The organism is Micromonospora profundi, assembly GCF_011927785.1.
Taxonomy (GTDB): Bacteria; Actinomycetota; Actinomycetes; order Mycobacteriales; family Micromonosporaceae; genus Micromonospora; species Micromonospora profundi.
Genome location: NZ_JAATJK010000001.1, coordinates 6,331,250 through 6,355,982 on the forward strand (window position 1 = coordinate 6,331,250; position 24,733 = coordinate 6,355,982).

28 protein-coding genes are annotated in these 24,733 nt (G+C 71.9%); 21 read left to right on the forward strand and 7 right to left on the reverse strand.

Annotated features, from left to right (window positions below):
• Positions 1-33: 33 nt before the first annotated feature.
• Both F4558_RS28300 and F4558_RS28305 read right to left on the reverse strand, forming a co-directional pair.
• Positions 34-396 carry a hypothetical protein gene (locus F4558_RS28300; RefSeq protein ID WP_053654782.1) on the reverse strand — a complete coding sequence of 121 codons (363 nt, stop codon included), beginning with the start codon at positions 394-396 and terminating at the stop codon, positions 34-36.
• Between the two features lie 12 nt (positions 397-408).
• On the reverse strand, positions 409-723 hold the full coding sequence (locus F4558_RS28305) for a hypothetical protein (protein WP_053654780.1): 315 nt from the start codon (positions 721-723) through the stop codon (positions 409-411).
• A gap of 354 nt (positions 724-1,077) precedes the next feature.
• Here F4558_RS28305 and folP point away from each other — a divergent pair, with 354 nt between their 5' ends.
• From folP to F4558_RS28340, 7 genes are all read left to right on the forward strand, one after another.
• On the forward strand, positions 1,078-1,947 hold the full coding sequence (gene folP, locus F4558_RS28310; protein WP_053655060.1) for a dihydropteroate synthase: 870 nt from the start codon (positions 1,078-1,080) through the stop codon (positions 1,945-1,947).
• Between the two features lie 76 nt (positions 1,948-2,023).
• Positions 2,024-2,389 (forward strand): dihydroneopterin aldolase, encoded by a 366-nt coding sequence (gene folB / locus F4558_RS28315; RefSeq protein ID WP_053654778.1) that lies wholly within the window; start codon positions 2,024-2,026, stop codon positions 2,387-2,389.
• A complete protein-coding gene (gene folK / locus F4558_RS28320) occupies positions 2,386-2,913 on the forward strand; it encodes a 2-amino-4-hydroxy-6-hydroxymethyldihydropteridine diphosphokinase (RefSeq protein ID WP_053654776.1) in 528 nt (175 codons plus the stop codon). Before folB ends, folK begins: the two co-directional genes overlap by 4 nt.
• Before the next feature lie 19 nt (positions 2,914-2,932).
• Entirely contained in the window at positions 2,933-3,472 is a 540-nt protein-coding gene (locus tag F4558_RS28325) for a DUF3180 domain-containing protein (protein WP_053655058.1), read from the forward strand.
• Positions 3,473-3,592: 120 nt separating this feature from the next.
• A complete protein-coding gene (locus F4558_RS28330; RefSeq protein WP_167946734.1) occupies positions 3,593-4,807 on the forward strand; it encodes an ABC transporter permease in 1,215 nt (404 codons plus the stop codon).
• A gap of 51 nt (positions 4,808-4,858) precedes the next feature.
• Positions 4,859-5,167, forward strand: coding sequence for a hypothetical protein (locus F4558_RS28335; protein ID WP_053654772.1), 309 nt, complete (start codon positions 4,859-4,861; stop codon positions 5,165-5,167).
• 8 nt (positions 5,168-5,175) lie between these two features.
• On the forward strand, positions 5,176-5,727 hold the full coding sequence (locus F4558_RS28340; RefSeq protein WP_376767586.1) for a hypothetical protein: 552 nt from the start codon (positions 5,176-5,178) through the stop codon (positions 5,725-5,727).
• A gap of 61 nt (positions 5,728-5,788) precedes the next feature.
• Here the strand turns inward: F4558_RS28340 and F4558_RS28345 are convergent, their stop codons facing one another.
• On the reverse strand, positions 5,789-6,793 hold the full coding sequence (locus F4558_RS28345) for an ABC transporter ATP-binding protein (protein WP_053654770.1): 1,005 nt from the start codon (positions 6,791-6,793) through the stop codon (positions 5,789-5,791).
• A gap of 2 nt (positions 6,794-6,795) precedes the next feature.
• Between F4558_RS28345 and F4558_RS28350 the strand changes: the two genes are divergently transcribed.
• The 4 genes from F4558_RS28350 (at position 6,796) to F4558_RS28365 (ending at position 11,349) form a co-directional block, all read left to right on the forward strand.
• Entirely contained in the window at positions 6,796-7,482 is a 687-nt protein-coding gene (locus F4558_RS28350; RefSeq protein WP_053654769.1) for an ABC transporter permease, read from the forward strand.
• A complete protein-coding gene (locus tag F4558_RS28355) occupies positions 7,479-8,216 on the forward strand; it encodes an ABC transporter permease (protein WP_053654766.1) in 738 nt (245 codons plus the stop codon). The genes F4558_RS28350 and F4558_RS28355 overlap by 4 nt, the downstream gene beginning before the upstream one ends.
• A 223-nt stretch (positions 8,217-8,439) precedes the next feature.
• Positions 8,440-9,444 carry a glycine betaine ABC transporter substrate-binding protein gene (locus tag F4558_RS28360; RefSeq protein ID WP_053654764.1) on the forward strand — a complete coding sequence of 335 codons (1,005 nt, stop codon included), beginning with the start codon at positions 8,440-8,442 and terminating at the stop codon, positions 9,442-9,444.
• Positions 9,445-9,552: 108 nt separating this feature from the next.
• Positions 9,553-11,349 (forward strand): hypothetical protein, encoded by a 1,797-nt coding sequence (locus F4558_RS28365; RefSeq protein WP_053654762.1) that lies wholly within the window; start codon positions 9,553-9,555, stop codon positions 11,347-11,349.
• Between the two features lie 36 nt (positions 11,350-11,385).
• On the opposite strand, the gene F4558_RS28370 is transcribed toward F4558_RS28365, so the two are convergent.
• From F4558_RS28370 to F4558_RS28380, 3 genes are all read right to left on the reverse strand, one after another.
• Positions 11,386-12,573, reverse strand: coding sequence for an NADH-quinone oxidoreductase subunit D (locus tag F4558_RS28370; RefSeq protein ID WP_209273426.1), 1,188 nt, complete (start codon positions 12,571-12,573; stop codon positions 11,386-11,388).
• A complete protein-coding gene (locus F4558_RS28375) occupies positions 12,570-13,754 on the reverse strand; it encodes an SAM-dependent methyltransferase (RefSeq protein WP_167946738.1) in 1,185 nt (394 codons plus the stop codon). Before F4558_RS28375 ends, F4558_RS28370 begins: the two co-directional genes overlap by 4 nt.
• Before the next feature lie 91 nt (positions 13,755-13,845).
• Positions 13,846-14,709, reverse strand: a complete 864-nt coding sequence (locus F4558_RS28380) for an SDR family oxidoreductase (RefSeq protein WP_231640009.1) — start codon at positions 14,707-14,709, stop codon at positions 13,846-13,848.
• A gap of 15 nt (positions 14,710-14,724) precedes the next feature.
• On the opposite strand from F4558_RS28380, the gene F4558_RS28385 reads away from it, so the two are divergent.
• From F4558_RS28385 to F4558_RS28420, 8 genes are all read left to right on the forward strand, one after another.
• Positions 14,725-14,991, forward strand: coding sequence for a hypothetical protein (locus F4558_RS28385; protein WP_197281495.1), 267 nt, complete (start codon positions 14,725-14,727; stop codon positions 14,989-14,991).
• 111 nt (positions 14,992-15,102) lie between these two features.
• The gene (locus F4558_RS28390) at positions 15,103-16,077 is read left to right on the forward strand and encodes a Rossmann-like and DUF2520 domain-containing protein (protein WP_053654753.1); all 975 of its coding nucleotides are present in this window, start codon (positions 15,103-15,105) and stop codon (positions 16,075-16,077) included.
• The gene (gene panC / locus F4558_RS28395) at positions 16,074-16,922 is read left to right on the forward strand and encodes a pantoate--beta-alanine ligase (protein WP_053654751.1); all 849 of its coding nucleotides are present in this window, start codon (positions 16,074-16,076) and stop codon (positions 16,920-16,922) included. The genes F4558_RS28390 and panC overlap by 4 nt, the downstream gene beginning before the upstream one ends.
• 43 nt (positions 16,923-16,965) lie before the next feature.
• Positions 16,966-17,394, forward strand: coding sequence for an aspartate 1-decarboxylase (panD, locus tag F4558_RS28400; RefSeq protein ID WP_053654749.1), 429 nt, complete (start codon positions 16,966-16,968; stop codon positions 17,392-17,394).
• Between the two features lie 94 nt (positions 17,395-17,488).
• On the forward strand, positions 17,489-18,385 hold the full coding sequence (locus tag F4558_RS28405; protein ID WP_053654747.1) for a septum formation family protein: 897 nt from the start codon (positions 17,489-17,491) through the stop codon (positions 18,383-18,385).
• Between the two features lie 110 nt (positions 18,386-18,495).
• Positions 18,496-20,190: an L-aspartate oxidase gene (locus F4558_RS28410; RefSeq protein WP_167946740.1), complete on the forward strand. Its 1,695-nt coding sequence runs from the start codon at positions 18,496-18,498 to the stop codon at positions 20,188-20,190.
• A complete protein-coding gene (gene nadC / locus F4558_RS28415) occupies positions 20,187-21,083 on the forward strand; it encodes a carboxylating nicotinate-nucleotide diphosphorylase (protein WP_053654743.1) in 897 nt (298 codons plus the stop codon). The genes F4558_RS28410 and nadC overlap by 4 nt, the downstream gene beginning before the upstream one ends.
• A gap of 17 nt (positions 21,084-21,100) precedes the next feature.
• Positions 21,101-21,859 carry a type III pantothenate kinase gene (locus F4558_RS28420; RefSeq protein ID WP_053654741.1) on the forward strand — a complete coding sequence of 253 codons (759 nt, stop codon included), beginning with the start codon at positions 21,101-21,103 and terminating at the stop codon, positions 21,857-21,859.
• 12 nt (positions 21,860-21,871) lie between these two features.
• Here F4558_RS28420 and F4558_RS28425 read toward each other — a convergent pair whose 3' ends face one another.
• Positions 21,872-22,612: a class I SAM-dependent methyltransferase gene (locus F4558_RS28425; RefSeq protein ID WP_167946742.1), complete on the reverse strand. Its 741-nt coding sequence runs from the start codon at positions 22,610-22,612 to the stop codon at positions 21,872-21,874.
• A gap of 89 nt (positions 22,613-22,701) precedes the next feature.
• Here F4558_RS28425 and lysS point away from each other — a divergent pair, with 89 nt between their 5' ends.
• Together lysS and F4558_RS28435 are read left to right on the forward strand one after the other, a co-directional pair.
• The gene (gene lysS / locus F4558_RS28430; RefSeq protein WP_167946744.1) at positions 22,702-24,210 is read left to right on the forward strand and encodes a lysine--tRNA ligase; all 1,509 of its coding nucleotides are present in this window, start codon (positions 22,702-22,704) and stop codon (positions 24,208-24,210) included.
• A gap of 111 nt (positions 24,211-24,321) precedes the next feature.
• Positions 24,322-24,666 (forward strand): histone-like nucleoid-structuring protein Lsr2, encoded by a 345-nt coding sequence (locus F4558_RS28435; RefSeq protein ID WP_007466057.1) that lies wholly within the window; start codon positions 24,322-24,324, stop codon positions 24,664-24,666.
• Positions 24,667-24,733 lie beyond the last annotated feature (67 nt).

Genomic DNA, 24,733 nt, shown 5'->3' on the forward strand with positions numbered 1-24,733 from the left:
CAACGTGTGACAAACCCATCGGCGTACGCCCGGTCATGCCAGCTCCTCCCGGATCCTGATCCGGCTGCCGACCAGGCGTGGGTCACGCTGTTCGACCGCCGGCTCCCGGGTACGTCGCCAGTCGGTGAGCGCGGTGCGGATGACCACTCGCGCCGGCCGATCGGGGTCGACGTGCCGGAAGATGAACGACGTGGTCACGATGGCGAGCGCGATCTCCCAGGCAGGGAAGAGCTCGACCGTCAAGGTGAACAGCCAGTGGATGAACATGTAGAGGGGGACGAGCAGCATGAACAGCCCGTACTGGGCGTAGGGCAGGTGGACCGGAAGGGTGTAGCCGGGCGGCCCGAGGTAGACCAGGCGGGCCCGGTAGATGTCGTCGTCGGTGCGCAGCCGCATTGGTGAACGCGCCTATTCGAAGATCAGATCGATCAGGTAATCGCCGACGAAGAACAGCGTGGCCGCGCCTGCGATGAAGGCCAGCCCGACGATGGCGATGGCGGAGCTCGTCAGCACCTTGGATATCTCGCCCCGGCTGGCGCGGCCGATGAAGATGACGCCCAGCACGGCGAGCAGGATCGGCGCGATCTTGCTGGCGAAGAAGGTGACCACACCGTTGGTGTCGATCCCCTTCGGTGCCGGCTCGGCGAGCGGAGCCGACGCCAGGGTGGAGAGCGCGTGGGCGACGCCGGACGACGCCGTCTCCATGAGCTCAAAGGCGATCACTGGAACCTCCCCATATCGCGGCCGGCCGTGCCGCGGCGGTGCAGTAGCCAAGCCTGCGGGAAATGTGCTCACAGGGCGCAGCGAACTCGACCCTGTGTTCGTTACTCACCACGGAGAGTGGCGAGCTTTGGGCGGTTTTTCCCCGCTTCGGCCCTCCCTCCAGGCTTCGCCATCTCGATGCTGGCCAATTCCAAAGCGTACGGGCCGCCCCGGATTGCGACAAGCGCGAAGGGGCTGCCTGATTCTGCCCGGAAGACCGATCGTACACCTGTTCCAATGAGCACGTCAGGGGTGGTGGTTCGGGGGATCACCCGGGCCGGAGGGCTCCGCCGCCGCGACCGGTACCGTCTAGTCGTGACCGATCTGGTACGGGCTCCGGGCCCGGTGGTGATGGGCGTCCTCAACGTCACGCCGGACTCCTTCTCCGACGGCGGACGGTACGCCGACCTCGACGCGGCCGTCGGACATGGCGTCCGTCTGCGCGACGCCGGAGCGCACCTGGTCGACATCGGCGGCGAGTCGACGCGCCCGGGTGCCGAGCGGATCGACGCGGCGACCGAGGCCGACCGGGTTCTGCCGGTCATCCGTGAGCTGGTCGCGGCCGGCGTACCGGTCAGCATCGACACCAGCCGCGCCCGGGTGGCCGAGGCCGCGTTGGCAGCCGGCGCGGCGGTGGTCAACGACGTCTCCGGAGGGTTGGCCGACCCCGACATGGCCCGGGTGGTCCGGGACGCCGGCTGCCCCTGGGTGTTGATGCACTGGCGTGGCCACTCACGACAGATGCGCGAGTTGGCCAGCTACACCGACGTGGTGGCCGACGTCCGTGCCGAGTTGGGCAAGCGGATCGACGCGGCGCTCGCCGCGGGGGTGGCGGCGGACCGCATCGTCGTCGACCCCGGCCTGGGCTTCGCCAAGACGGCCACCCACAACTGGGAGCTCAGTGCCCGCCTGCCGGAGTTGCTGGAGCTCGGGTACCCGCTGCTCTTCGGTGCCAGCCGTAAGTCCTACCTCGGACGGCTGCTCGCCGCCGGGGACGGCACGCCGCGACCCATCGAGCAGCGGGAGGCGGCCACCGTCGCCACCAGCGTGCTGGCGGTCGCGGCCGGAGCCTGGGGGGTACGAGTGCACGACGTGCGGGCCACCGCCGACGCGCTGGCCGTCTGGGCCGCCACCGGCCGCCCGCGACTCGTCGCGACGCAGGCAACCAACGGGCGGCCCGCATGACCGGCCCGTGCCGCCGACGCCTACGCGCCGTCGTGGCACCGACCGGTCGGATGGCCGGCCGGCGAGAGGGGAAGCGATGACCGACCGCATCCAGCTGACCGGCCTGCGGGCACGTGGCCGGCACGGGGTGTACGACTTCGAGCGGGCGCAGGGCCAGGACTTCGTGGTCGACGCCGTACTGGAGTTGGATCTCGCCCCGGCCGCCGCCAGCGACGACGTCACCGCGACGGTCCACTACGGCGAGTTGGCCGAACAACTGGTCGCGGTGGTGACCGGTGAGCCGGTCAACCTGATCGAGACACTCGCGGACCGACTGCTCGCGGTATGCCTGGCCGACGAGCGGGTCACCACCGCCACGGTCACAGTGCACAAGCCGGAGGCGCCGGTGCCGCACACGTTCACCGACGTGGCCGTCACCATGACCCGGGGACGTACCCCGTGACCCGGGCGGTGCTCTCCCTCGGCAGCAACCTTGGTGACCGGCTCGACCACCTGCGCACGGCCCTCGCGACGCTCGGCGACGCCGTGCTGGTGGTCTCCGGCGTGTACGAGACTCCCCCGTGGGGAGACGCCGACCAGCCCGCGTACCTCAACGCGGTGCTGCTTGCCGAGGACGACGCCGCCACCGCCCGCGACTGGCTGGAGCGGGCGCGGGCCGCGGAGCACGCGGCAGGTCGGGTCCGTGACCCGCAGCGGCGGTTCGGACCGCGCACCCTCGACGTGGACGTGATCGCGGTCTGGGACGACGACGGGGAACCGGTGCTCAGCGACGAGGAGGAACTGACCCTGCCGCACCCCCGGGCGCACCTGCGCGCGTTCGTGCTGCGGCCGTGGATCGACATCCAGCCGTACGGGCGGCTGCCCGGTCACGGCTGGCTGACCGACCTGCTCACCGCCGGTCCCGTCGCCGACGACGCGCTGGAACTGCGTCCCCGGCCGGAACTGGCGATAGAGTCGACGGCATGACCGAGTGGAGCCGGCCGGCATGACGCAGGCGAAGTCCCCACCACCGGGCGGGCCCGGCCAGGACCGGTCACGGATGGGCCCCACCCGCATCTCGACCCTTGTCGTGGCCGCGCTCGGCGCCGCAGCGGTGGCCTGGCTGCTGATCAGCTCCTTCTACTACAGCAGCATCCCCGAACTGCCCTGGCTGCCGGTGGTGACGCTTGCCGCGCTCGCGGTGCTGGAGGCGTACGCCGCCGTCAACACCCGGAGCCGCATCGACCGCAAGCCTGGCCGGGACCCGGTCAACCCGTTGCTGGTCGCCCGGTTCGTGGTGCTGGCCAAGGCGTCGGCGCTGGCCGGGGCCATCTTCGCCGGTTTCTACGCGGGCTTCACCGGTTGGCTCTTCGTCGAGAACACCCGGGCCGCCACGGAGGATCGCCCGGCTGCGGCGGGCGGAATGCTGGCGTCGTTGGCGCTGGTCGGCGCCGCGCTCTGGCTGGAGCGTTCCTGCCGGGTACCGAAGCGGCCGGACGACGACCACGAGCCCGACCAGCGCGAGAGTCACCCAAACCAGCGCTGAGCCGAGGGGTTACGCCCGGCTCCGGGCGCGGGTACGGTGCCTGCGATCGGAGAGCAATGGCCGCCGCCGATCCGTCCGTGCGCGGGACCGAGGACGGCCGGCCACTGGGGAGGCGGTGCCATGGCGTACGAAGAATCGGGCCGGGACCGGCCGGTCGAACCCTCATCCGGGGTTCCCGCGGCCGTCCTGGAGAACGTTTTCGACGACCCCGCGCACGGTGAGCCCGGCCGGGACCGCCTCGGCGTGCACGTGGGCTGGGAGTTCCTGTTGCTGGCCGGCCTGGCCGCCCTGGGCTGGCTGCTCTGGCGGGCCGACCCGGACGTGTTGCGGGGTGCGGCCCTGCGCACCCTGCTTGTCAACGCGGTCGGGCTCGGCCTGCTCGCTCTATCCGCCGGCCTGAGCCTGCGTACCGCTGCCCCGAACCTGGCCGTGGGGCCGGTGGCGGTGGCCGCCGCGTTGCACTACGCGGAGCAGGGCGACAGGGGGCTGGCGGCGTCAGTGGGGTCGGCCGCCGTGGCCGCCGCGCTGGGTGGGCTCGTCCTGGCGCTGGCCGTTGTGGTGTTGCAGGTGCCCGGCTGGGCGGCGAGCCTGGCGGGGGCCGCCGCCGTGGTGGTGTACATCGAACGCCGTTCGGCGCCGGTGCTGGTGCAGGGGGACTACGAGCCCGCACGGTCGGCCGGCTACCTGTTCGCGGGCTTCGCCGCCGTCGCGGTCCTCGGCGGGGTGTTCGGCGCGATCCGGTCGATCCGCAAGCTGGTCGGCCGGTACCGGCCGGTCGCCGATCCGGCCCGCCGCCGGGGCGCGCTGGCCGCCGTGATCACCGCGTTCGCGCTGATCTGCTCCACCGTGCTGGCCGCGCTCGCCGGCACCCTGCTCGCCGCCAACAACCCGGGGCCTGTGACACCCGATTCCGGATTGGACTGGAGTCTGCTGGCGGTCGGAGTGTCCCTGCTGGGCGGCACCAGCGCGTACGGTCGCCGGGGTGGGGTGTTCGGCACCGTGCTGGCCGTCAGCCTGGTCACCGTCTTCCTGACGTACGCGCCGGAGCGCGGCTGGACGGTGAGCCTCTGGGCGGTCGGCGGCGTGGCGTTCGGCGTCGGACTCGTGGTCACCAGGCTTGTCGAGACGTTCGGGCGGCCCCGGCCGGGCAACCTCGACAAGCTCGAACCGGTCGGCGACGGCACGATCAGCACGGGCTGGACGATGGCCCGGTCACAGCCGGCCGACAACTGGCCTCCGACGTTGCCGACGCCACCCGCCCCGCAACCTGTCGATCCGTGGCGGGATCCGCGCTGGGAGGACGGCCCGCGCCGCTGGGACGCCGACGACCGGTGAGCCGCGCCGTCCGTCGAGCCGAAGCTGATCTCGACCGTTAGGCTCGGCGACATGACCGACACACCTGCCGCCACCGCAGGCGGATCCTCGTTCGAAGAACTCGACGCGTTGTCCACCGAGGAACTGCGGGAACGGGCGTTCGCCCTGGCCCGGGAGCGTCGTGACGTGGGTTTCTTCTGGTCGGTGCTGCGGCACCTGCCGAACGCGGACGAGGCCACGGTGCTCGACGGCGCACCGAACTCGATCGGCCCGACCATCGACGAGGCGAACGCGCTGTGGCGGGAACTGACCGGGCACGGCTACGAGGAGTCGGCGCCGTTGCTGCGGGCCGCCTTCATCGACTACCTGATGAAGCACTGAGCCGCTCGGTGCAGCCCAGGTCCACCCGACCGGCCGGTTCCGGGCCCGGGCGGATAAGAGGGCTCGTCAGCCGCTCCGGTCCGGTCAGCAGCTACGGGACGGCCGCTGGCACCGGGGCGCTCGCCGTCCTGCTGCTTGTCGGCATCTGCGGCAGCCCGGCGTACACCCGTTGGGCCGCCGACACGCTCACCAGCCCGGACTCGGCCGGCGGCTACTACCTCCGCCTCCTCGCGTGGCCGGCCTGGTTGGTGGACGCTGACGGGCAGGCCGGCGGGTTGTTCGCCGCGAACCTGCGGGCCGTCCTGCTGGTGGTCCTCGCCGTGGCGTTGCTCTACCTGCTGCCCGCCGCGCAGGTAGCCCGCGTGCCGGGCTCGATCAGCCAGTTCTTCTCCGGCTGGGCCGCGTACGTGCTCGCCGGTGGACTCGCCGCTGTACTGGCGGCGCTGCTCGGCCCGGACCCGTCGATGCTGGGCGCGCTCCAGGACCCCAGCGCGGGTGCCGGCTACGGCTTCCTCACCGGCTGGATCATCGGCACCGCAAGCCTCGGCGGTCGTGCCTGACCCGACCGGCGGTCCCAGTGGCAGCCAGGTGACGGCGTGACCGAGGACCTGCCGGGGCGGGTCAGCTTGTCGGGCGGCCGAGGTCGAGCAGGCGCTGCCGGCTGAGCGCGCCGACGGGCCGGCCGGCGTCGGTCACCACGAGCCGGTCCCGTCCCGAGGTGAGCAGCACCGCAAGCGCGTCGTACGCGGTGCCGTCCAGCGGAACGGTGGGCAGATCGCTGTCGGCGTCGCCGGGCACCGGCTCCAGCGCACCCCTGTCGAGCGGTGTGACGGCCAGCCGGCGGATGCCCCGGTCGGCGCCGACGAACTCGCTGACGAACGGGGTGGCGGGTGCGCCGAGCAGGGCGGCTGGCGTGTCGTACTGCTCCAGCTGCCCGCCCTGGGAGAGCACCGCGATCCGGTCGCCGAGCCGTACGGCCTCGTCGAGGTCGTGGGTGACCAGCACGATCGTCTTGCGGACCTCGGCCTGGAGGCGGAGGAACTCCTCCTGCAACCGCGCCCGGACGATCGGGTCGACGGCCGAGAACGGCTCGTCCATGAGCAGCACCACCGGGTCGGCGGCGAGCGCGCGGGCCACGCCGACCCGCTGACGCTGACCGCCTGACAGCTCGTGCGGATAGCGACCGCCGAACTGGGCCGGGTCCAACCCGACCAGGTCCAGCAGCTCGTCGACCCGGGTCCGGGTCCGCTCCCGGGACCAGCGGAGCAGGCCCGGCACGGTGGCCACGTTCGCGCGTACCGTCTGGTGTGGAAAGAGGCCGACGTTCTGGATCACGTAGCCGATACGGCGGCGCAGCCGCACCGGGTCGACGTCCGTGACGTCCTCGTCGCCGAGCATGATCCGCCCCGCGGTCGGCTCGATCAGGCGGTTGATCATGCGGAGGACTGTCGACTTGCCGCAGCCGGACGGCCCGATGAGCACCACCAGTTCGCCGGCTTTGACGTCCAGACTGAGCTCACGGACGGCTTCGGTGCCGTTCGGGTAGCGCTTCTGGATGCCCTGCAGGGAGATCGATGCCGCGCGAGGGGATCCGGCCACGCCGGGGGCCTCCGGGGTAACGTCCACGTATGTCCTTCCGCCTGAGCTACCGGGCCGACCCGGGTAACCCCTGGTTCTCCTGGCAGTACGTGCGGGACAACTCTGACACGATCGTCGCCGCCTTGCGTGAACACGCCTCCCTCACCGGGCGTGCGGTGCTGATCGCGGTGCTGATCGCGCTGCCGTTGTCGGTGCTGGCGTACTGGGTGCGCCCGCTGGCCGGCCCGATCCTCGGCGTCACCGGCGTGATCTACACCATCCCGTCTCTGGCGCTGTTCGCGTTCATCGCGCCGTACCTGGGCACCGGCACCACCACAGTGCTCGTCGGCCTGGTCCTGTACGCGCTGCTGCTGATCGTCCGCAACGTGGTGGCCGGGCTCAACCAGGTGCCACCTGATGTCCGCGAGGCCGCCGAGGGCATGGGCTACGGCCGGTGGCGACGGCTCTTCCGGATCGATCTGCCGCTGGCGATCCCGGGCATCCTGACCGGGCTGCGGCTGGCCACCGTCTCGACTGTCGCGCTGGTCACCGTCGGGGTGCTGGTGGGGCACGGCGGCCTCGGCCAACTGATCTTCGCGGGCTTCCAGAACAACCTCTACAAGGCCGAGATCATGACCGGCACGCTGCTCTGCGTGGCGCTCGCGGTGCTGCTGGACCTGCTGCTGGTGCTCATCGGCCGGCTGGTCACCCCCTGGTCCGCCCGGGGTGCCCGGTGAGCGCCGCGGCCAACCCGGTGCGCCAGGCGGTGCTCTGGCTCAACGACCCGCTGAACTGGACCAACCCCGGCGGCATCCTGGACCGGCTCGGCGAGCACCTGACGATCTCCGCCCTGGCGGTGGCGCTCGGCTGCCTGGTGGCCTGGCCAGTCGGCCTGTGGCTCGGGCACGCCGGGCGGGGCGGCGGCCTCGTGGTGCTGGTGTCCAACGCCACGTTGGCCATCCCCACCCTGGCGCTGCTGACCATCCTGCCGCTGACGTTCCTCGGCTTCGGCCGTACACCCGTGGTGGTGGCGCTCGCCGTCTTCGCGGTCCCGCCGCTGCTGGCAAACGCCTACACCGGCGTACGTCAGGCGGACGCCGAGGCGCGCGACGCGGCCCGCGGGATGGGTCTGTCCGGCGGGCAGGTGCTGCGTCGGGTGGAGTTGCCACTGGCGGTGCCGTACCTGGCCGCAGGCTTCCGCACCGCCGCCGTGCAGGTGATCGCCACTGCGGCGCTGGCGTCGTTCGTCAACGGTGGCGGGCTCGGCGAGATCATCCGCACCGGGTTCGGGCTGAGCATCGCGGCCGGCGGTGGTCAGATCCTTGCCGGTGGTGTGCTGGTGGCCGGGCTCGCGTTGCTTGCCGAGTTGCTCCTCGGCATCGTCGAACGGCTGGTCACCCCCCGCCCGTTGCGGCGTGGGCGACAGCGCGCAGGGCTTCCCCGGCCCGCCGACGCCACAGGCCGCGCCTGACGCCCACGGGGATCGGTGGTCTGCCCGTCAGGATGAGCGGACGGCGAAACGGCGACCGACGCTTGGACGTTCGGTGACGATGCAGTGACGATGCCCATTTCAAGTTGTCGGTCGGTTGCGGACCATGTTGGGTGGATAGTCGCGGGCGGCCGACAGTCAGGATCGCCCGTCGGACACGCGGCCGGCCCGGGACGGGCCGCGCCGGGACACGGAAGGCGGGCACATGCGCGCACGTACACGTCTGGCGATGGGCGCGATTGGCGCCGTCGCCGGAGCAGCGCTCCTCACCGGCTGCGGTGATGCCGGTTCGTCCGGCACCGACGCGCCGCAGACGAGCGCGTCCGGCGCCGGGTGTGCCCCGGTCGCCGGCCAGCAGCTCGTGGCGCTGGAGGACGACAAGAAGCTCCAGAACTCCGACAACGTCATTCCGGCGGTCAACAGCAAGGTGGCCACCCCGCAGCTGATCGCCGCACTGGACAAGGTCTCCGCGGCGCTCGACACGCCGAAGCTGGTCCAGCTCAACAAGGCCGTCAACGACGACCGCAAGACGCCCAAGGTGGCCGCTGAGGAGTTCGCGACCGCCAACAACGTCACGTCGGGCATCGCCAAGGGCCCGGGCGGCGAGATCGTGGTGGGCGCCGGCAACTTCGCCGAGAGCCAGACGCTTGCCGAGCTGTACCGGATCGCGCTCACCGCGGCCGGCTATCAGGTCAAGGTGCAGCAGATCGGCAACCGGGAGCTCTACGAGCCGGCGCTGGAGAAGGGCGAGGTCCAGGTCGTTCCGGAGTACGCGGCGACGATGGCCGAGTTCCTCAACACCAAGGCCAACGGCCCGAACGCCCAGCCGGTCTCCTCGCCCGACATCGACAAGACGGTGACCGCCCTCAAGGCCGAAGGTGACAAGGCGGGCCTCACGTTCGGTGCCCCCGCCGCCGCGCAGGATCAGAACGCCTTTGCTGTCACCCAGGCGTTCGCCGACAAGTACGGCGTGCGGACCCTCTCCGAGTTCGCCACGAAGTGCTCCGGCAGCGCCACCGTGCTGGGTGGCCCGCCGGAGTGCCAGCAGCGCCCGTTCTGCAAGCCGGGCCTGGAGAAGACGTACGGGCTCTCGGTGGGCTCGTTCTCCTCACTGGACCAGGGCGGCCCGCTGACCAAGAACGCGCTGCGTGAGGGCAAGATCAGCGTTGGCCTGATCTTCTCGTCGGACGGTGCCTTCGCCACCAGCTGACGCACGTTCGGCGTGCCGGCGACGCCCCCGTCCCACTCGGGCCGGGGGCGTCCTCCGTCCGGTAGGGCCCGTTCCATCTGGTGGAAATCGTCGGTAGGCTGCACATCCATGCCAGCCCCGGCCACCCCCGACGCCAGGCGTCAACCGCTGCTGCTGACCGTCCTCTTCTGGGCCGGTGTCGGCCTCGCCCCGCTGGCTGCGCTGATCCTGCTGGTCGCCGACGGTAACGGTCCTCTGCGCTTCGCGGCGGTACTCGCCATCCTGGCGGTGGTGTTGATCGGTCTCTCCATCGCGTTGCGGCCGGACAACGCCGGTGCCTCGGCGCGGGCCGACGAGTTGCTGGACGAGATCGAGGAGGTCCGGCGGGAGCTGCGCGCCGAGATCGTCGCCGCCGCCCAGCGCGGCAACCAGGCTCTCGACCAGGCGCAGCGGGCACAGGAGGGCGTCGCCGCGGTCCGCCGCCGCCTGGACGCCACTGGTGCGGCCCTCGCCGGTGCCACCCCGGCGGCCGAGCCCGCGGGTGCGGGCCGTGCGCGGGTGCCTGCCGTCGACCCCGTCGACCAGGCTCCGCCCGTCCGCAGCCGCGCCTCGGTTCCCGCCGACGCGCCGGCCGCGCGGGCCCGGGTGTCGGTCGCGGACGACGCCCCCGCCCGTTGGGGCGGCCAGGACCGCCCCGACGACGAGCCGGCGTACCGCAGCCGCGCCGTCGCGGACGCCGGCCCCGAGCCGTCCGCCGCCGGCCGGCACGGGGCAGAGCCGCGCACCGGGTACGGCTCGGTCCCCGGCCCCCGCGAGCAGGACCGCCCCCGCGAACACGACCGTCCTGAGCCGGCGCCCCGGCCGGTCGGCGTGGTCCGGCACACCGAGACGGTCCACGTCACCACCCGGCACACAGTTGTCGACGGCGGGCAGGCCGAGCCGGACGGGCGCTACGGCAGCGGGTACGCCGGCCAGTGGACCCCTCCGGCGCAGGAATGGACCCGGGGCGGTGGCGGCGCGCAGGGGCGTGCACGGTCGGCCGAGCACTCGTGGGGCGACCAGGAGAGCGCCCGGCCCGCGTACGACGACGACCGCCCCCGTGCCGCCCCGGACCGCGCCTGGAACGCCGACGACCGCGCCCGTCCCGCCGACGACCGCTCCTGGGGCGGGCAGCCGGTGACCCGTGATGAGCCGGCCCGGCCGGGCGTACGGGACGGCTGGGGACCGGAACGGGAGGCGCCTGCCCGCCGCGACGAGCCGCAGTGGACCGATCCGCGCGAGGCCTACGCCCAGCCGGAGGAGCCCGGCCGGGGTGCCCGGTCGCAGCGCGACGATCGCGGCTGGACGCCGTCGCCCGAGCCGGGCCGGGCCGGTGCCGCAGCACCGCGGTCCGGTCCTCCGCTGCGGGCGGACGACACCGGCGAATACTGGTCGCAGTTGCGGGCCGGCGATCGGTGGGCGGCCGTCCGCGACGACGAGCACGGCCGTGAGCTGCACGTCGGCGAGCGCCGGGCCGAGGTACACGCCGACGGCACGGGCACCGAGTACCGGATGGCCGACCGCTGGGCCTCCGTCCGCCACGAGGACCCGAGCCGCCACGAGGACCCGAGCCGCCACGAGGACCTACACCGGCCCGACGACCCACGCCGCCACGAAGCCCCCCGCCGGTCTGACGACGCACGCTGGCCCGACGACTCACGCTGGCAGGAGGGCCCGCGCCGGGACGAGCCGGCGGGACGGGCGGCCCTGCCGGCGGGTGGGGTGCCCGTGCCGGACGAGTGGCGCCCGCCCCGCCAGCGGGGCCACGAGGCGGAACCCGCACCCGAGCGGGCCGGTCGGCGGCGGGTCGACGAGCGGTACGGCTACCCGCCGCAGGACGACGTGCCACGCGCCGGCGGCGCCCCGGTCACCGACCGCTGGCGCTGACTCCGCAACCGGCAAGCAGCCACAACGGCCGCAGGGTCACTTGTCGATGTCGCCGACCACGAAGAACATCGAGCCGAGGATCGCGATCAGATCCGGCACGAGGCACCCGGGGAGCAGCGTGGCGAGCGCCTGCACGTTTGCGTACGACGCGGTGCGCAACTTCAACCGCCACGGCGTCTTCTCACCCCGGGACACCAGGTAGTAGCCGTTGATGCCGAGCGGGTTCTCGGTCCACGCGTACGTGTGGCCCTCCGGTGCCTTCAGCACCTTTGGCAGCCGGGTGTTGATCGGCCCGGTGAGCTGGTCCACCCGGGACAGGCACTGCTCGGCGAGGTCCAGCGACGCGTACACCTGGTCGAGCAGCACCTCGAAGCGGGCATGGCAGTCCCCGGCGGTCTTCGTCACCACCGGCACGTCCAGCTCGTCGTATGCCAGGTAGGGGTCGTCGCGGCGCAGGTCCAGGTCGAGCCCGGAGGCGCGGGCCACCGGCCCGGACGCCCCGAACGCGGCGGCGTCGGCTGCGGACAGCACGCCCACGCCCACTGTGCGGGCCAGGAAGATCTCGTTGCGCCGGATCAGGTTGTCCAGATCGGGCAGCCGTCGACGTACCTCGCCGATCGCCGCCCGCGCCCGCCCGGTCCAGCCGTAGGGCACCTCCTCCTTCAGGCCGCCCACCCTGTTGAACATGTAGTGGATCCGGCCGCCGGAGACCTCCTCCATCACCGCCTGGATGGTCTCCCGTTCCCGGAAGGCGTAGAACATCGGCGTGATCGCGCCGATCTCCAGCGGGTAGGAGCCGAGGAACATCAGGTGGTTGAGCACCCGGTTCAGCTCGGCGAGGGCCATCCGCAGCCAGGTGGCGCGCTCCGGCACCTCCATGCCCATGAGGCGTTCCACAGCGAGCACCACGCCCAGCTCGTTGGAGAACGCCGAGAGCCAGTCGTGCCTGTTGGCAAGCACGATGATCTGCCGGTAGTCACGGACCTCGAAGAGCTTCTCGGCCCCCCGGTGCATGTAGCCGACGATCGGTTCGCACGCGATGACCCGTTCGCCGTCCAGCACCAGCTTGAGCCGCAGCACGCCGTGCGTCGACGGGTGCTGCGGGCCGATGTTCAGCACCATGTCGGTGCCTAGTTGTTCACCGCCGGTCCCGGCGACCAGGCCGGCCCCGGTGCCGACGGTCAGTTCACGGAGGTCCCCGGCGTCGGTGGTCATGCCCGTCATCGTGCCACGCCCGGCGGGAGCTCGATGCCGACCGGTTGGCGCAGCCACAAGTGCCCGCCGAGCCCGGCCAGGTCGGTCAGCTCGGCCACCGCCGACGCGACGGCCAGCGCCCGCACGTACCCCGCCGGGTCGGTGCCGGCCAGGCTCAACGGCGGTCGGCCGCCGTCGGCCCCGAGCGCCCGCAGCGCCTCGGACTGCGAGACCAGGGAGTACGCGCACAGAGCCACAGCCGCGCCAGCGGATGCGACAGAGTCCATCGCCACGTGCGCTGTCACATCACTCGACCCGTTCGGCACCGGAGGCACCTGCCGCCCACCTCGGTAACCGGTAAGCGTCCCGTGCACCGGCCGACTGTCCCGCAGATGCCCGTAGTCGACGGCGACCGCGAGCCCTCGTTCGATCCTGCTCACCGCATCGGCCCACGCTTCGTCCCTGGGCCGCCCGATCTCTGCGCGCATCCCGTGCGCTTGCCGGAACCCCGCCTCGCCTCCGCTTGTCGCGTCCGTCCAGGTCGAAGCCACATCCGGGTCGCTGTCCGCACCTGGGGCGGCCGAGGGCATGGGCCACCACTTTGTCAGCCAATCAAGATCAGCAGTGCTGACCAGATCACCAACTGTCTCCTCGCCACCGTCGGGGTCGACCAGCACGTACCGCCAGCCATCTGCGGTGTGCACCGCCACGTCGAGCGGAACGTTGTCCAACCACTCCGTCGCGATCAACAGCCCGGTTATCCTCGCCGGAATCTCGGATACCCACTCGATCTCTTCAGGCAGGTGCTCGGGTCGAGGCGCCAATTCGACAGCCGTGAACCGCACCCGCTCCGCAAGCGACGGACGTACCGCGCCCGACGACGACTCGGATCGCGACGCACGGGCGGAAACCCCTACCGCGAGCCCAGCGGTGTCGGCGGGTCCGACGAGCCCGGCGCTGTCGGCAACGACGAGCCTCTGCAGGGTGAGCAGCAGTTCTCCCCGCCCGGCGCCGACGTCGACCACGGAGAGCCGCGCAGGGTGGCCGAGAGCTGCGTCGACCTGCGAGAGAAGGCGCAGCAGCGCGGTGGCGAACGCTGGTGAGGCGTGCACGCTGGTGCGGAAGTGGTCGGCCGGGCCGGTGCCGGCGACGAAGAAGCCGCCCGGCCCGTAGAGGGACTGGTCCATGGCGTCCCGCCAGCGGATCGACATCAGTTCACTCCGGGGTCAGGGTGCGTCACCGTGCCGACCCTACGGTCACCTTTGTGTGCCGGCTCGTGATCCCCGCTGGCTGTCGTACCGCTCATGCCTCCCGGAAGTAGTGCCCTTCGTCAAGGTCGGCGATGAGGCCGGGGCGGGTTGGGGTCCAGCCGAGCAGTTCGCGCGTGATCGCGGACGACGTCGGGTTGTCCATCTGCGCGAACGATCCGAGGAAGCCGAAGTAGTCGTCCGCCTCCTCGGGGCTGATGCTCCGGGCCGGGATGTCGAGGTTCCGGCCGATTGCCGTCGCGATCTGCCGGAAGGGGACTCCCTCGTCGGAGGCCCCGTGCAGGCGTGAGCCGGCCGGTGCCTTTTCGAGGGCGAGTCGGTAGAGCTCGGCCGCGTCGAGCGTGTGTACGGCCGGCCACCTGTTGGTGCCCTCGCCGACGTACGCGGCGTACCCGTGCCGGCGGGCGGAGGCGATGAGGACGGTGAGGAAACCGTTGTGGTCGAGCGAGCTGTGCACGGTGGGCGCGAGCCGGACGATGGAGGACCGCACGCCGCGCGCGGCGAGGCCGGCTACGAAATTCTCCGCGTCGATCCGGTAGCCGCCGCTCGGGAAGATGTCGTGTTCGGTGCCGCTGCGGCCGACGATGCCGCCCATCACGAGCATGGCCGTGCCGCCCGTGCCGACAAGGGGCTTGCCGGAGTCGGCCAGGGCGTCGGCGAGTGCGGTGAGGGCGTCCAGGTCGGCCGAGGCGGCGCCGGCCAGGTCGCCGTTGATCATGAGGTCGTGGCGGAACGCCAGGTGGATCACGCCGTCGGAGGCGGCGGCTTCCGCACGGAGCACGTCGATGTCGGACAGGTCCCCGCGGCGTGCTGTGGCGCCGAGTTTCTCGATGGCGGCGGACCTGTCGGAGCGGGCCAGGCCGACGACGTCGTGTCCGGCGGAGAGGAGTTCTGGCACGACTGCCGAGCCGACGTGGCCGGAGGCGCCTGTGACGAATACGCGCTTCAGGAACGTGAGCTGCGCAAGACGGGCTCACTGATGGCCGCGGTCACCGCCGCCCTGCGCGCCAAGGGCCTCGACGAGACCACTGCCACCCTTGCCACCGAGTCCGGCGGGACGGTTTTCCGGGTCGCGTACGCCCGCTGGGTCGCGTCCGACGCCGATGCCTCGCTCGCCGACCTGATCGCCGAGGTGGCCACCGAGCTGCGCGCGATCACGTCGTCTGAGGGAAGGCGTTGACAAGCCTCTCCCTGAGGCGGTGAAGGTTTTCACACAACCTGTTTGGGTTCTGCGGCGCGGGAGCATACTTGCGATCGACCGGTACCCCTTCTCGAGGACTGGATCGTCGCCATGAGCGCACCGCTGCGCCCGCGTCCGGCCGCCCAGCTTGGGCCAGCCGCACCGTGGGATCGCGCCGTCACCGGCACCTCCACCACATCCCGCCTGCTGACCGTCGGTGTCGTCGGCGCGGGCCGGGTCGGTGCCGTGCTGGGCGCCGCCCTCGCCGCCGCCGGGCACCGGGTGGCAGCCGTCACGGGTGACTCGGGGACCAGTCGCGCCCGGCTCGCCCTGCTGCTGCCCGAGGTGCCCCGCGGCCCGGTCGACACCGTCGCCCATGCCGCCACCGACCTGCTGGTGATCGCCGTGCCGGACGACGCGCTGGCCGGGGTGGTCGCCGACCTCGCCGAGCGGGGCGCGCTGCACCCGGGCCAGGTGGTCGCGCACACCTCCGGCGCGCACGGGCTGGCCGTGCTGGCCCCGGCCGCCGCTGTCGGCGCCCGCCCGCTCGCCCTGCACCCGGCGATGACCTTCACCGGTACGCCGGACGACCTGGCCCGGCTGGCAGGCATCTCCTACGGGGTGACCGCCCCGACCGAGCTGCGCCCGCTTGCCGCCCGACTGGTCGCCGACCTTGGTGGGGTGCCCGAGTGGGTGGCCGAGACGGACCGCCCGCTGTATCACGCCGCGCTCGCGCATGGCGCCAACCACCTGGTGACCCTGGTGAACGAGGCGGCCGACCGGCTGCGTGACGCCGGGGTGGCCCGGCCGGAGAAGGTGCTCGCCCCACTGCTGCGGGCCGCCCTGGAGAACGCGCTGCGGCTCGGTGACGACGCCCTGACCGGCCCGGTCTCCCGAGGCGACGCCGGCACTGTCGAGCGGCATCTGGCCCGGTTGGCGGCCACCGCACCGGAATCCGTAGCCGCCTACCTGGCGTTGGCCAGGCGTACCGCCGATCGGGCGATCGCCGCCGGCCGGCTGCGGCCGGTGGACGCGCAGTCGCTGCTGGGCGTACTGGCCGACAGTGATCGGGAGGTGGCGGCATGACGCAGCTTGTGCACACGCGGGCCGAGCTGGCCGAGGCGCGGGCCGCGCTGAAGGGCACTGTCGGCGTGGTGATGACCATGGGTGCCCTGCACGCGGGGCACGAGGAGTTGCTGCGTGCGGCCCGGGAACGGGCCGACCACGTGCTGGTGACCATCTTCGTGAACCCGCTGCAGTTCGGGCCGAACGAGGACTTCGACCGCTATCCCCGCACTCTCGACACCGACCTGGAGGTGTGCCGGCGGGCAGGGGCCGACCTGGTGCTCGCCCCGTCGGTGGTCGACATGTATCCGGACGGTCAGCCCCAGGTGCGTCTCGATCCGGGGCCGCTCGGCGCGGAGCTGGAGGGCGCCAGCCGTCCCGGCTTCTTCCACGGCGTGCTCACTGTGGTGCTCAAGCTGCTCCAGCTCACCCGGCCCGACCTGACGTTCTTCGGTGAGAAGGACTATCAGCAGCTCACCCTGGTCCGGCGGATGACGCGGGATCTGGACGTACCGGTCGAGGTGGTCGGCGTACCGACCGTGCGGGAGCCGGACGGCCTGGCGCTGTCCAGCCGCAACCGCTACCTGAGCGAGCCCGAGCGGGCAGCGGCGCTGAGCCTGTCCGCCGCGCTGCGGGCCGGTGCCCGGGCCGCCGACGACGGCCAGGACGCGGGGGCGGTGCTGACGGCCGCGCACGCCGCGTTCGGCGCCGGTACGCCTGGTGCTCAGCTCGACTACCTGGTGCTTACCGACCCCGAGCTGGAGCCAGGGCCGGTGTCCGGGCCGGCGCGGCTGGTGATCGCCGCCTGGGTGGGCAGCACCCGGTTGATCGACAACGCGGCCGTCCACCTCGCCCCTCGCCCCTGACCCCGGCCGCACCTCTCCACCACCTTTCGAAAGGCCAGCCCCGATGCTGCGGACCATGCTCAAGTCGAAGATCCACCGGGCCACTGTGACCCAGGCGGACCTGCACTACGTCGGCTCGGTGACGGTGGACGAGGACCTGCTCGACGCCGCCGACCTGCTCCCCGGCGAGCAGGTCGCGATCGTGGACATCACAAACGGCGCCCGGCTGGAGACGTACGTGATCCCGGGTGAGCGGGGCAGCGGCGTGATCGGCATCAACGGTGCCGCAGCCCACCTGGTGCACCCCGGTGACCTGGTCATCCTGATTTCGTACGGGCAGATGGACGACGCCGAGGCACGGTCGTACCGGCCGCGGGTCGTGCACGTGGACGCCCACAACCGGGTGATCGAGTTGGGTGCCGACCCGGCGGCGGCGGCCCCGGGAACGGGGGGCGACCCGGTGCCCAGCCCGCTTGCCGTGTCCGGAGTCTGATCGCGCGCGACGATTCCGGTCTGTCACCAGAAGGTCATTTCCGGTTACCCTTGGCACGCCGTCGGAAGCTGGTCGGTGGCTGGGGGAGGCCGCGATGCGCCGTGCCATGACGACCGTGCTCGCCACTGCCGTCACGGCAGTGCTGCTGGTCGGCTGCGGCGCGTCCGGTGACCTGGACGGCGACCTGACCGACGACTGGGCGGCGTTGCCGCCGGCCACGGCGTTCACGCCGGCCGCTGGTGTGTGCCAGGCCGCCGATTTCACCGAGGTGGTCGCGCTGGCCAGCTACCAGCCCATCGACTGCGCCGGCCCGCACCGGGTGGAGACCGCGCACGTGGGGGCGTTTCCGGCAGAGCGGGCCACGGTCCCGGCCAACGGGTCGACGGAGCTGCGCGGCGCGTTCGCCGAGTGCGACACCCGGGCCTCCGCGTACGTGGGCGACGACTGGCGGGCTGGACGGCTGCGGTTGTCGGTGGCGCTGCCGTCCGGGCCGGGTTGGGCGGCCGGCTCCCGCTGGTTCCGGTGTGACCTGACCGAGTTGACCACGGTGGAGGCGGCGGCCACTGTCGTGGTCCGGTCGGGCAGTCTGCGGGACGCGCTGAAGGCGCCCTCCGGGCTGCGGTTGGGCTGCCAGCAGACCCGTGGCGGGGCGGGCAGAGGTGTGCAGACGCTCGTCCCTGTGGAGTGCGGCAAACAGCACGATGCCGAGTTCGTCGGGGTGTGGCGTGCGCCGGACCGGCCGTACCCGACCCGGGACGCCGACTGGGTGCCGCTCTACGACGGTTGCCGCAGCGTCCTCGGCCGGTACGTCGGCGTGCCGAACGACGCCGACCTGCGGTACCGCAGTGGCGTGGTGGTGCGCCCACCGGGTGCGGGCCGTTGGCGGGTCGGTGACCGAGGTGTCCGCTGCTACCTGTGGCTCAGCGACCGTACGGTGACCGCCTCACTGCGCGGCGCGGGCGTCGCCGGCCTGCCGGTCAGGACGAAGTGACGAGCGGACGCTGGATCGACGCGGTGAGGTGACCGCCGGACGGGGTAGCCCAAACCACTTGTCCCGCCCCCGTCGCCCCCGGACGAGGATGGTTCGGGTTGACTGGGGGGATGGATTTCCCGACCGTCGATCTGCCGGCCCTGCCTCCTTTGCTTGCCGCGCCCGCGCCCGGCTGGGTGGAGACCACCGACGTGATCGTGGTGGGTTCCGGGGTGGCCGGGTTGACAGCCGCGCTGCATCTGCGCGAGGCGGGTCTGCACGTCACGGTCGTGACCAAGGTCAACATCGATGACGGTTCGACGCGGTGGGCGCAGGGTGGCATCGCGGCGGTGCTCGATCCGGCCGACACGCCGGCGGCGCACGCCCGGGACACCGAGATCGCCGGGGTGGGGCTCTGCGACCCGGCGGCGGTCCGGGCACTTGTCGAGGAGGGGCCGACCCGGCTGCGGGAGCTGATGCGCATCGGCGCCGAGTTCGACCGCCACCCCGACGGCTCGCTGATGCTGACCCGTGAGGGTGGGCACCGGGCGGACCGGATCGTGCACGCCGGTGGCGATGCGACGGGAGCCGAGGTGCAGCGGGCGTTGCACGCGGCGGTGCAGCGCGACCCGTGGATCCGCCTGGTGGAGCACGCACTGGTGCTGGACCTGCTGCGGGCGCCCGGCGACGGCCCGGACGGCCTCGGCCCGGCCTGTGGGATCACCCTGCACGTGCTTGGCGAGGGCAGCGAGGACGGCGTCGGCGCGCTGCTGGCCCGGGCGGTGGTGCTCGCCACCGGCGGCATGGGGCAGGTCTTCGCGGCCACCACCAACCCGGCCGTGTCCACGGGCGACGGGGTGGCGTTGGCGATGCGGGCCGGCGCGGCGGTCACCGACATCGAGTTCGTCCAGTTCCACCCGACGGCCCTGATCACTCCGCCCGGGGCGGGTGTGCCCGGTGCCGGCCACGCGCAGCAGCCGCTGGTCTCCGAGGCGCTGCGCGGCGAGGGCGCGCACCTTGTGGACTCCGACGGCAAGCGGTTCATGGTGGGCCAGCACGAGCTGGCCGAGCTGGCTCCCCGCGACGTCGTGGCCAAGGGCATCCACCGGGTGCTGCTCGCCAGCGGCGCCGACCATGTCTTCCTCGACGCCCGGCACCTGGGCGGGGCTTTCCTGGCCAGCCGGTTCCCGACCATCGTGGCGTCCTGCCTGGCGATCGGCGTGGACCCGGCCACCGACCTGATCCCGGTCGCGCCTGCCGCGCACTACGCCTCCGGCGGCGTCCGCACGGACCTGCGCGGCCGCACCTCCATCCCCGGCCTGTACGCCTGCGGCGAGGTCGCCTGCACTGGTGTGCACGGTGCGAACCGGCTGGCCAGCAACTCGCTGCTGGAAGGGCTGGTCTTCTCCCGGCGGATCGCCGACGACATCGCCGCCGGACTGCCCGAGCAGGCGCAACCGGCGAACGTCGGCGCGTGGCGCGGCAGCTCGGGCTGGCTGCTGCCGGCCCAGGCGACACCGGACCTGCAACGGGCCATGACACGGGGTGCCGGGGTGCTCCGTTCGGCCGCGACGCTGGCCGGCACTGCGGGGACGCTCACCGAGCTGGGCACCGCCCGCGGTCGGCCGAGGACCGCCGACTGGGAGGCGACGAATCTGCTCACTGTGGCGTCGGCGCTGGTGGCCGCCGCGTACGCGCGCCCCGAGACGCGGGGATGTCACTGGCGGGAGGACTTCCCGACTGTCGACGAGCGGTGGCTGGGCCACCTGGTCGGCTCGGTCGGGAGGCAGGGCGGGTTGACGCAGCAATGGGAGGGACGTTCATGACGGAGTCGACGCAGGCGGCGTTGCGGGCGGCCGGACTGGATCCGGCGCAGGTGCGGCGGGTGATCGAGAACGCGCTGGTGGAGGATCTGGGACCGGATTTCCTCGACGTCACGAGCGTGGCGACCATCCCGGCGGAACAGAGCGACACGGCCGACCTGGTGGCCCGAGCGGACGGTGTGCTGGCCGGGCTGGCCGTGGCCACCGCGGTGTTCGAGCTGGTGGGCGAGGTGAGCGGCTTCGGGCGTACCGTCGAGGTGTCGGAGCTGGCCCGCGACGGTGAGCGGGTGGCGCGCGGCGACGTGCTGGCGACGGTGACCGGTCCGACCCGGCTGCTGTTGACGGCCGAGCGGACGGCGCTCAACCTGCTCTGCCGGATGTCCGGGGTGGCCACCCACACCCGCGCCTGGGCGGACGCCCTGGCCGGCACGAAGGCGATGGTCCTGGACACCCGCAAGACGACGCCGGGCCTGCGGGCGCTGGAGAAGTACGCGGTGCGGGCCGGCGGGGGCACCAACAAGCGGATGGGCCTCTACGACGTCGCCATGATCAAGGACAACCACAAGCTGGCAGCCGGAAGCATCACCGCGGCATACCGGCGGGTGCGGGAGGCGTTCCCGGAGGTTCCGGTGCAGGTCGAGGTGACCACCGTCGCCGAGGCTGTGGAGGCGGTGGAGGCCGGCGCGGACTTCCTGCTCTGCGACAACATGACGCCGGAGGTGCTGGCCGAGGCGGTGGCCGCCGTGGGTGACCGGGCGGAGTTGGAGGCCACCGGCGGGCTCACTCTGGAGGTGGCTGGCCGGTACGCGGCCACCGGCGTGGACTTCCTGTCGGTGGGTGCGCTCACCCATTCGTCGCCGATCCTGGACATCGCGCTGGACCTGCGCTCCGAGTAGTTGTCTAGGCTGCGTGCGTGCTGCTCTGCATCGACATCGGAAACACCAACACTGTGCTGGCGACCTTCGACGGTGACAAGCTGGTGCATTCCTGGCGGATCAAGACCGACGCCCGCTCGACGGCGGACGAGTTGGGCCTGAAGTTCCGGGGCCTGCTCGCCGGGGACAACGTCGAGATCACCGGCGTGGCCGCCTGCTCCACCGTGCCGGCTGCGCTGCGGTCGCTGCGGACCATGCTCGGCCGCTACTACGCCGACCTGCCGAGCGTGATCGTCGAGCCCGGCGTGCGGACCGGGGTGCAGTTGGCGATCGACAACCCGAAGGAGGTGGGCGCCGACCGGGTGGTGAACACCCTTGCCGCGTACACCCTCTACGGCGGGCCGTCGATCGTCGTGGACTTCGGTACGACCACCAACTTCGACGTGATCAGCGGTCGGGGCGAGTTCCTCGGTGGGGCGTTCGCCCCGGGCATCGAGATCTCCTTCGACGCGCTGGCCGCCCGGGCCGCCCAGCTACGCAAGGTAGAGGCGACAAAGCCCCGCTCGGTGATCGGCAAGAACACCGTGGAGTGCCTCCAGTCCGGCCTGTACTTCGGCTTCGCCGGGCAGGTGGACCGGATCGTCGAGCGGATGACCGAGGAGTTGGGTGAGGTGAAGGCCGTGATCGCCACCGGTGGCCTCGCCTCCCTGGTGATCAACGAGTGCCGCAGCATCACCCACCACGAGCCGATGATCACGCTGATCGGCCTGCGGATGGTCTACGACCGCAACCTCTGACGCCGCCGGAGGTCAGCGCCGCCGGGCGCGCAGGACGATCGTGCGGTACGGCAGGTCGACGGTCGCGCGGCCGGCCAGGTCCGGATGGGTGGCGAAGAGGGCTCGCAGCTCCTCGTCGATCGCCGCCCGCTGTTCCGCCGGGGCGGTGAGCCAGTACGAGCGGGTGTGCAGCATGGCGACCATCTCGTCCGGCGTGAGCGTGGCGCGGTGGGTGAACTCGCCCAGCTCGATCGCTCCGAAATCGGAGCCGAAGTCGGTGTACTTCTCCATCACGTCGCCGGCGTTGTCCCCCAGGCGGGCGATCCGTCCCAGTTCGGCGACCCAGCCCACCTGATCGTCCCGAAGGTTCCAGATGGGGGCGAACGTCCCGCCGGGCCGCAGCACCCGCGCGATCTCGGCGTGCGCCCGCTTTCTGTCGAACCAGTGGTACGCCTGCCCCACCACCACGGCGTCGGCGGATCCGTCGGGCAGCGGCACCGACTCGGCGCCGCCGGCCAGCGCGGTGCTGCCCGGGGTGGCGGCGTCCAGCCGGGCGCGCATCTCCGGGTCCGGCTCCACAGGCGTCACCCGGTGGCCGAGTGCGAGCACACCGCGAGTGAGGATGCCGGTTCCCGCACCCAGATCGACGACCCGGGCGGAGTCCTCGAGTCCGTCCAGCGCCCACCGCACGGCTTCGATCGGATAGCGGGGCCGGAACCGGTCATAGTCGGCTGCGGCCATACCGAACGAGAGTGCCTGAGTGTGATCCGCCATGGCGGGCAGGTTATCCGTTAACGGGCACCTGAGCGCTTGAGTACGCTCGGGCCTGACCCCCCGTAGTCTTCGTGACGAGGAAGCGTGCCGTGAGCGAGCAGAACGCCGTGCCAGTGGACCCCGCCGACGACCTTCCGGAGCAGCTGAAGGTCCGCCGGGAGAAGCGGGACCGGATGCTCGCCGAGGGCGTCGAGCCGTACCCCATCGGTTTTCCCCGCACCAGCACGCTCGCCGAGATCCGCGCCAAGTACGCCGACCTGGCGACCGACACCGCGACCGGCGACCAGGCTTCCGTCACCGGCCGGGTGATCTTCGTACGCAACACCGGCAAGCTCTGCTTCGCCACCCTGCGCGACGGTGACGGCACCGAGTTGCAGGCGATGCTCTCCCTGGACCGGGTCGGGCCGGAGCGGCTGGAGGCGTGGAAGCGCCTGGTCGACCTCGGTGACCACGTCGGCGTGACCGGTGAGGTGATCACCAGCCGCCGGGGCGAGCTGTCCGTGCTGGCCGACAGCTGGGAAATGACCGCCAAGGCCCTGCGCCCGCTGCCGGTGGCGCACAAGCCACTCTCCGAGGAGGCGCGGGTCCGGCAGCGTTACGTCGACCTGATCGTCCGGCCGCAGGCCCGGCAGATGGTCCGCACCCGTGCCGCAGCCGTACGCAGCCTCCGCGATTCACTGCACGGGCAGGGTTTCATCGAGGTGGAAACTCCGATGCTGCAACTGTTGCATGGCGGAGCGGCGGCCCGACCTTTCGTGACCCACAGCAATGCGTTGAGCACCGATCTGTATCTGCGAATCGCCCCGGAACTGTTTCTCAAGCGCGCAGTGGTCGGCGGCGTCGACCGCGTCTTCGAGATCAACCGTAACTTCCGTAATGAGGGTGTCGACTCTTCGCACTCGCCGGAGTTCGCGATGCTGGAGACGTACGAGGCGTACGGCGACTACGACACGATGGCCGAGTTGACGCGTAATCTCGTGCAGCAGGCGGCGATCGCGGTCGGCGGCTCGACGGTGGTGACCCATGCCGACGGACGCGAGTTCGACCTCGGCGGGGAGTGGCGCTCGGTGACACTGTTCGGAGTCCTTTCCGAAGCGCTCGGCGAGGAGGTCACGGTCCGCACCGAACGCTCCCGCCTCGTGGAGTACGCCGACAAGGTGGGATTGGCCGTGGACCCGAAGTGGGGTCCGGGCAAGCTGGCCGAGGAACTGTTCGAGGAACTGGTCGTCCCTGGCCTTCAGGCACCCACCTTCGTGCGGGACTACCCGGAGGAGACCAGCCCGCTGACCCGGGCGCACCGCAGCGAGCCGGGCCTGGCGGAGAAGTGGGACCTTTACGTGCTCGGCTTCGAGCTGGGCACCGCGTACTCCGAGCTTGTCGACCCGGTGGTGCAGCGCGAACGGCTGCTGGCCCAGGCGCAGCTCGCCGCCCGCGGCGACGACGAGGCGATGCGTCTCGACGAGGACTTTCTCCGGGCGATGGAGTACGGAATGCCGCCAGCGGGCGGTATGGGAATGGGAATCGACAGGCTGTTGATGGCCCTGACCGGCCTCGGAATTCGGGAAACCATCCTCTTCCCGTTGGTGCGCCCCGAGTAGTCTCGGCTGGCTCTCAGCGTGCCGTAACCGCATCCTATTGACGGGCCAAGCGGCGCACGGGTTATTGTGCTCTCGTTAGCAGGACGACCCTGCTCGAAAGGAATGTGGGACGTGGCCAAGCAAATCATTCACAAGCTGGTCGATGACCTGGACGGCGGGGACGCTGACGAGACCGTCAAGTTCGCGCTCGACGGCGTTCAGTACGAGATCGACCTGTCCGGTGCCAACGCCGCGAAATTGCGCGACGTATTCGCGCCGTACGTGGGTGCCGGCACCAAGGTGGGTCGCGGTGGCGTGGTCATCGGCGGTCGGGCTGCCCGCGGCAGGGGTGGCGCAACCGCTGACCGGGAGCAGAACAAGGCAATCCGGGAGTGGGCCAAGAAGGCCGGCAAGGACATCTCGGATCGGGGTCGTATCCCGCAGGAGATCGTCGACGAGTACCACGCCAAGCGCTGACCCGTTCAGCAATCGGTGGCCGCTGGCCGCCGCAGGGCGACACCGACGCCGGGCCGGAGATTCTCCG

What these genes read in the sequence shown, in the direction of transcription:
- F4558_RS28300 (WP_053654782.1), bottom strand. Translation starts at nt 396, where the DNA reads ATGCGGCTGCGCACCGACGACGACATCTACCGGGCCCGCCTGGTCTAC.
- folB (WP_053654778.1), top strand. Translation starts at nt 2,024, where the DNA reads ATGACCGACCGCATCCAGCTGACCGGCCTGCGGGCACGTGGCCGGCAC.
- F4558_RS28325 (WP_053655058.1), top strand. Translation starts at nt 2,933, where the DNA reads ATGACGCAGGCGAAGTCCCCACCACCGGGCGGGCCCGGCCAGGACCGG.
- F4558_RS28330 (WP_167946734.1), top strand. Translation starts at nt 3,593, where the DNA reads ATGGCGTACGAAGAATCGGGCCGGGACCGGCCGGTCGAACCCTCATCC.
- F4558_RS28335 (WP_053654772.1), top strand. Translation starts at nt 4,859, where the DNA reads ATGACCGACACACCTGCCGCCACCGCAGGCGGATCCTCGTTCGAAGAA.
- F4558_RS28350 (WP_053654769.1), top strand. Translation starts at nt 6,796, where the DNA reads ATGTCCTTCCGCCTGAGCTACCGGGCCGACCCGGGTAACCCCTGGTTC.
- F4558_RS28360 (WP_053654764.1), top strand. Translation starts at nt 8,440, where the DNA reads ATGCGCGCACGTACACGTCTGGCGATGGGCGCGATTGGCGCCGTCGCC.
- F4558_RS28365 (WP_053654762.1), top strand. Translation starts at nt 9,553, where the DNA reads ATGCCAGCCCCGGCCACCCCCGACGCCAGGCGTCAACCGCTGCTGCTG.
- F4558_RS28370 (WP_209273426.1), bottom strand. Translation starts at nt 12,573, where the DNA reads ATGACGGGCATGACCACCGACGCCGGGGACCTCCGTGAACTGACCGTC.
- F4558_RS28375 (WP_167946738.1), bottom strand. Translation starts at nt 13,754, where the DNA reads ATGTCGATCCGCTGGCGGGACGCCATGGACCAGTCCCTCTACGGGCCG.
- F4558_RS28390 (WP_053654753.1), top strand. Translation starts at nt 15,103, where the DNA reads ATGAGCGCACCGCTGCGCCCGCGTCCGGCCGCCCAGCTTGGGCCAGCC.
- panC (WP_053654751.1), top strand. Translation starts at nt 16,074, where the DNA reads ATGACGCAGCTTGTGCACACGCGGGCCGAGCTGGCCGAGGCGCGGGCC.
- panD (WP_053654749.1), top strand. Translation starts at nt 16,966, where the DNA reads ATGCTGCGGACCATGCTCAAGTCGAAGATCCACCGGGCCACTGTGACC.
- F4558_RS28405 (WP_053654747.1), top strand. Translation starts at nt 17,489, where the DNA reads ATGCGCCGTGCCATGACGACCGTGCTCGCCACTGCCGTCACGGCAGTG.
- F4558_RS28410 (WP_167946740.1), top strand. Translation starts at nt 18,496, where the DNA reads ATGGATTTCCCGACCGTCGATCTGCCGGCCCTGCCTCCTTTGCTTGCC.
- nadC (WP_053654743.1), top strand. Translation starts at nt 20,187, where the DNA reads ATGACGGAGTCGACGCAGGCGGCGTTGCGGGCGGCCGGACTGGATCCG.
- F4558_RS28425 (WP_167946742.1), bottom strand. Translation starts at nt 22,612, where the DNA reads ATGGCGGATCACACTCAGGCACTCTCGTTCGGTATGGCCGCAGCCGAC.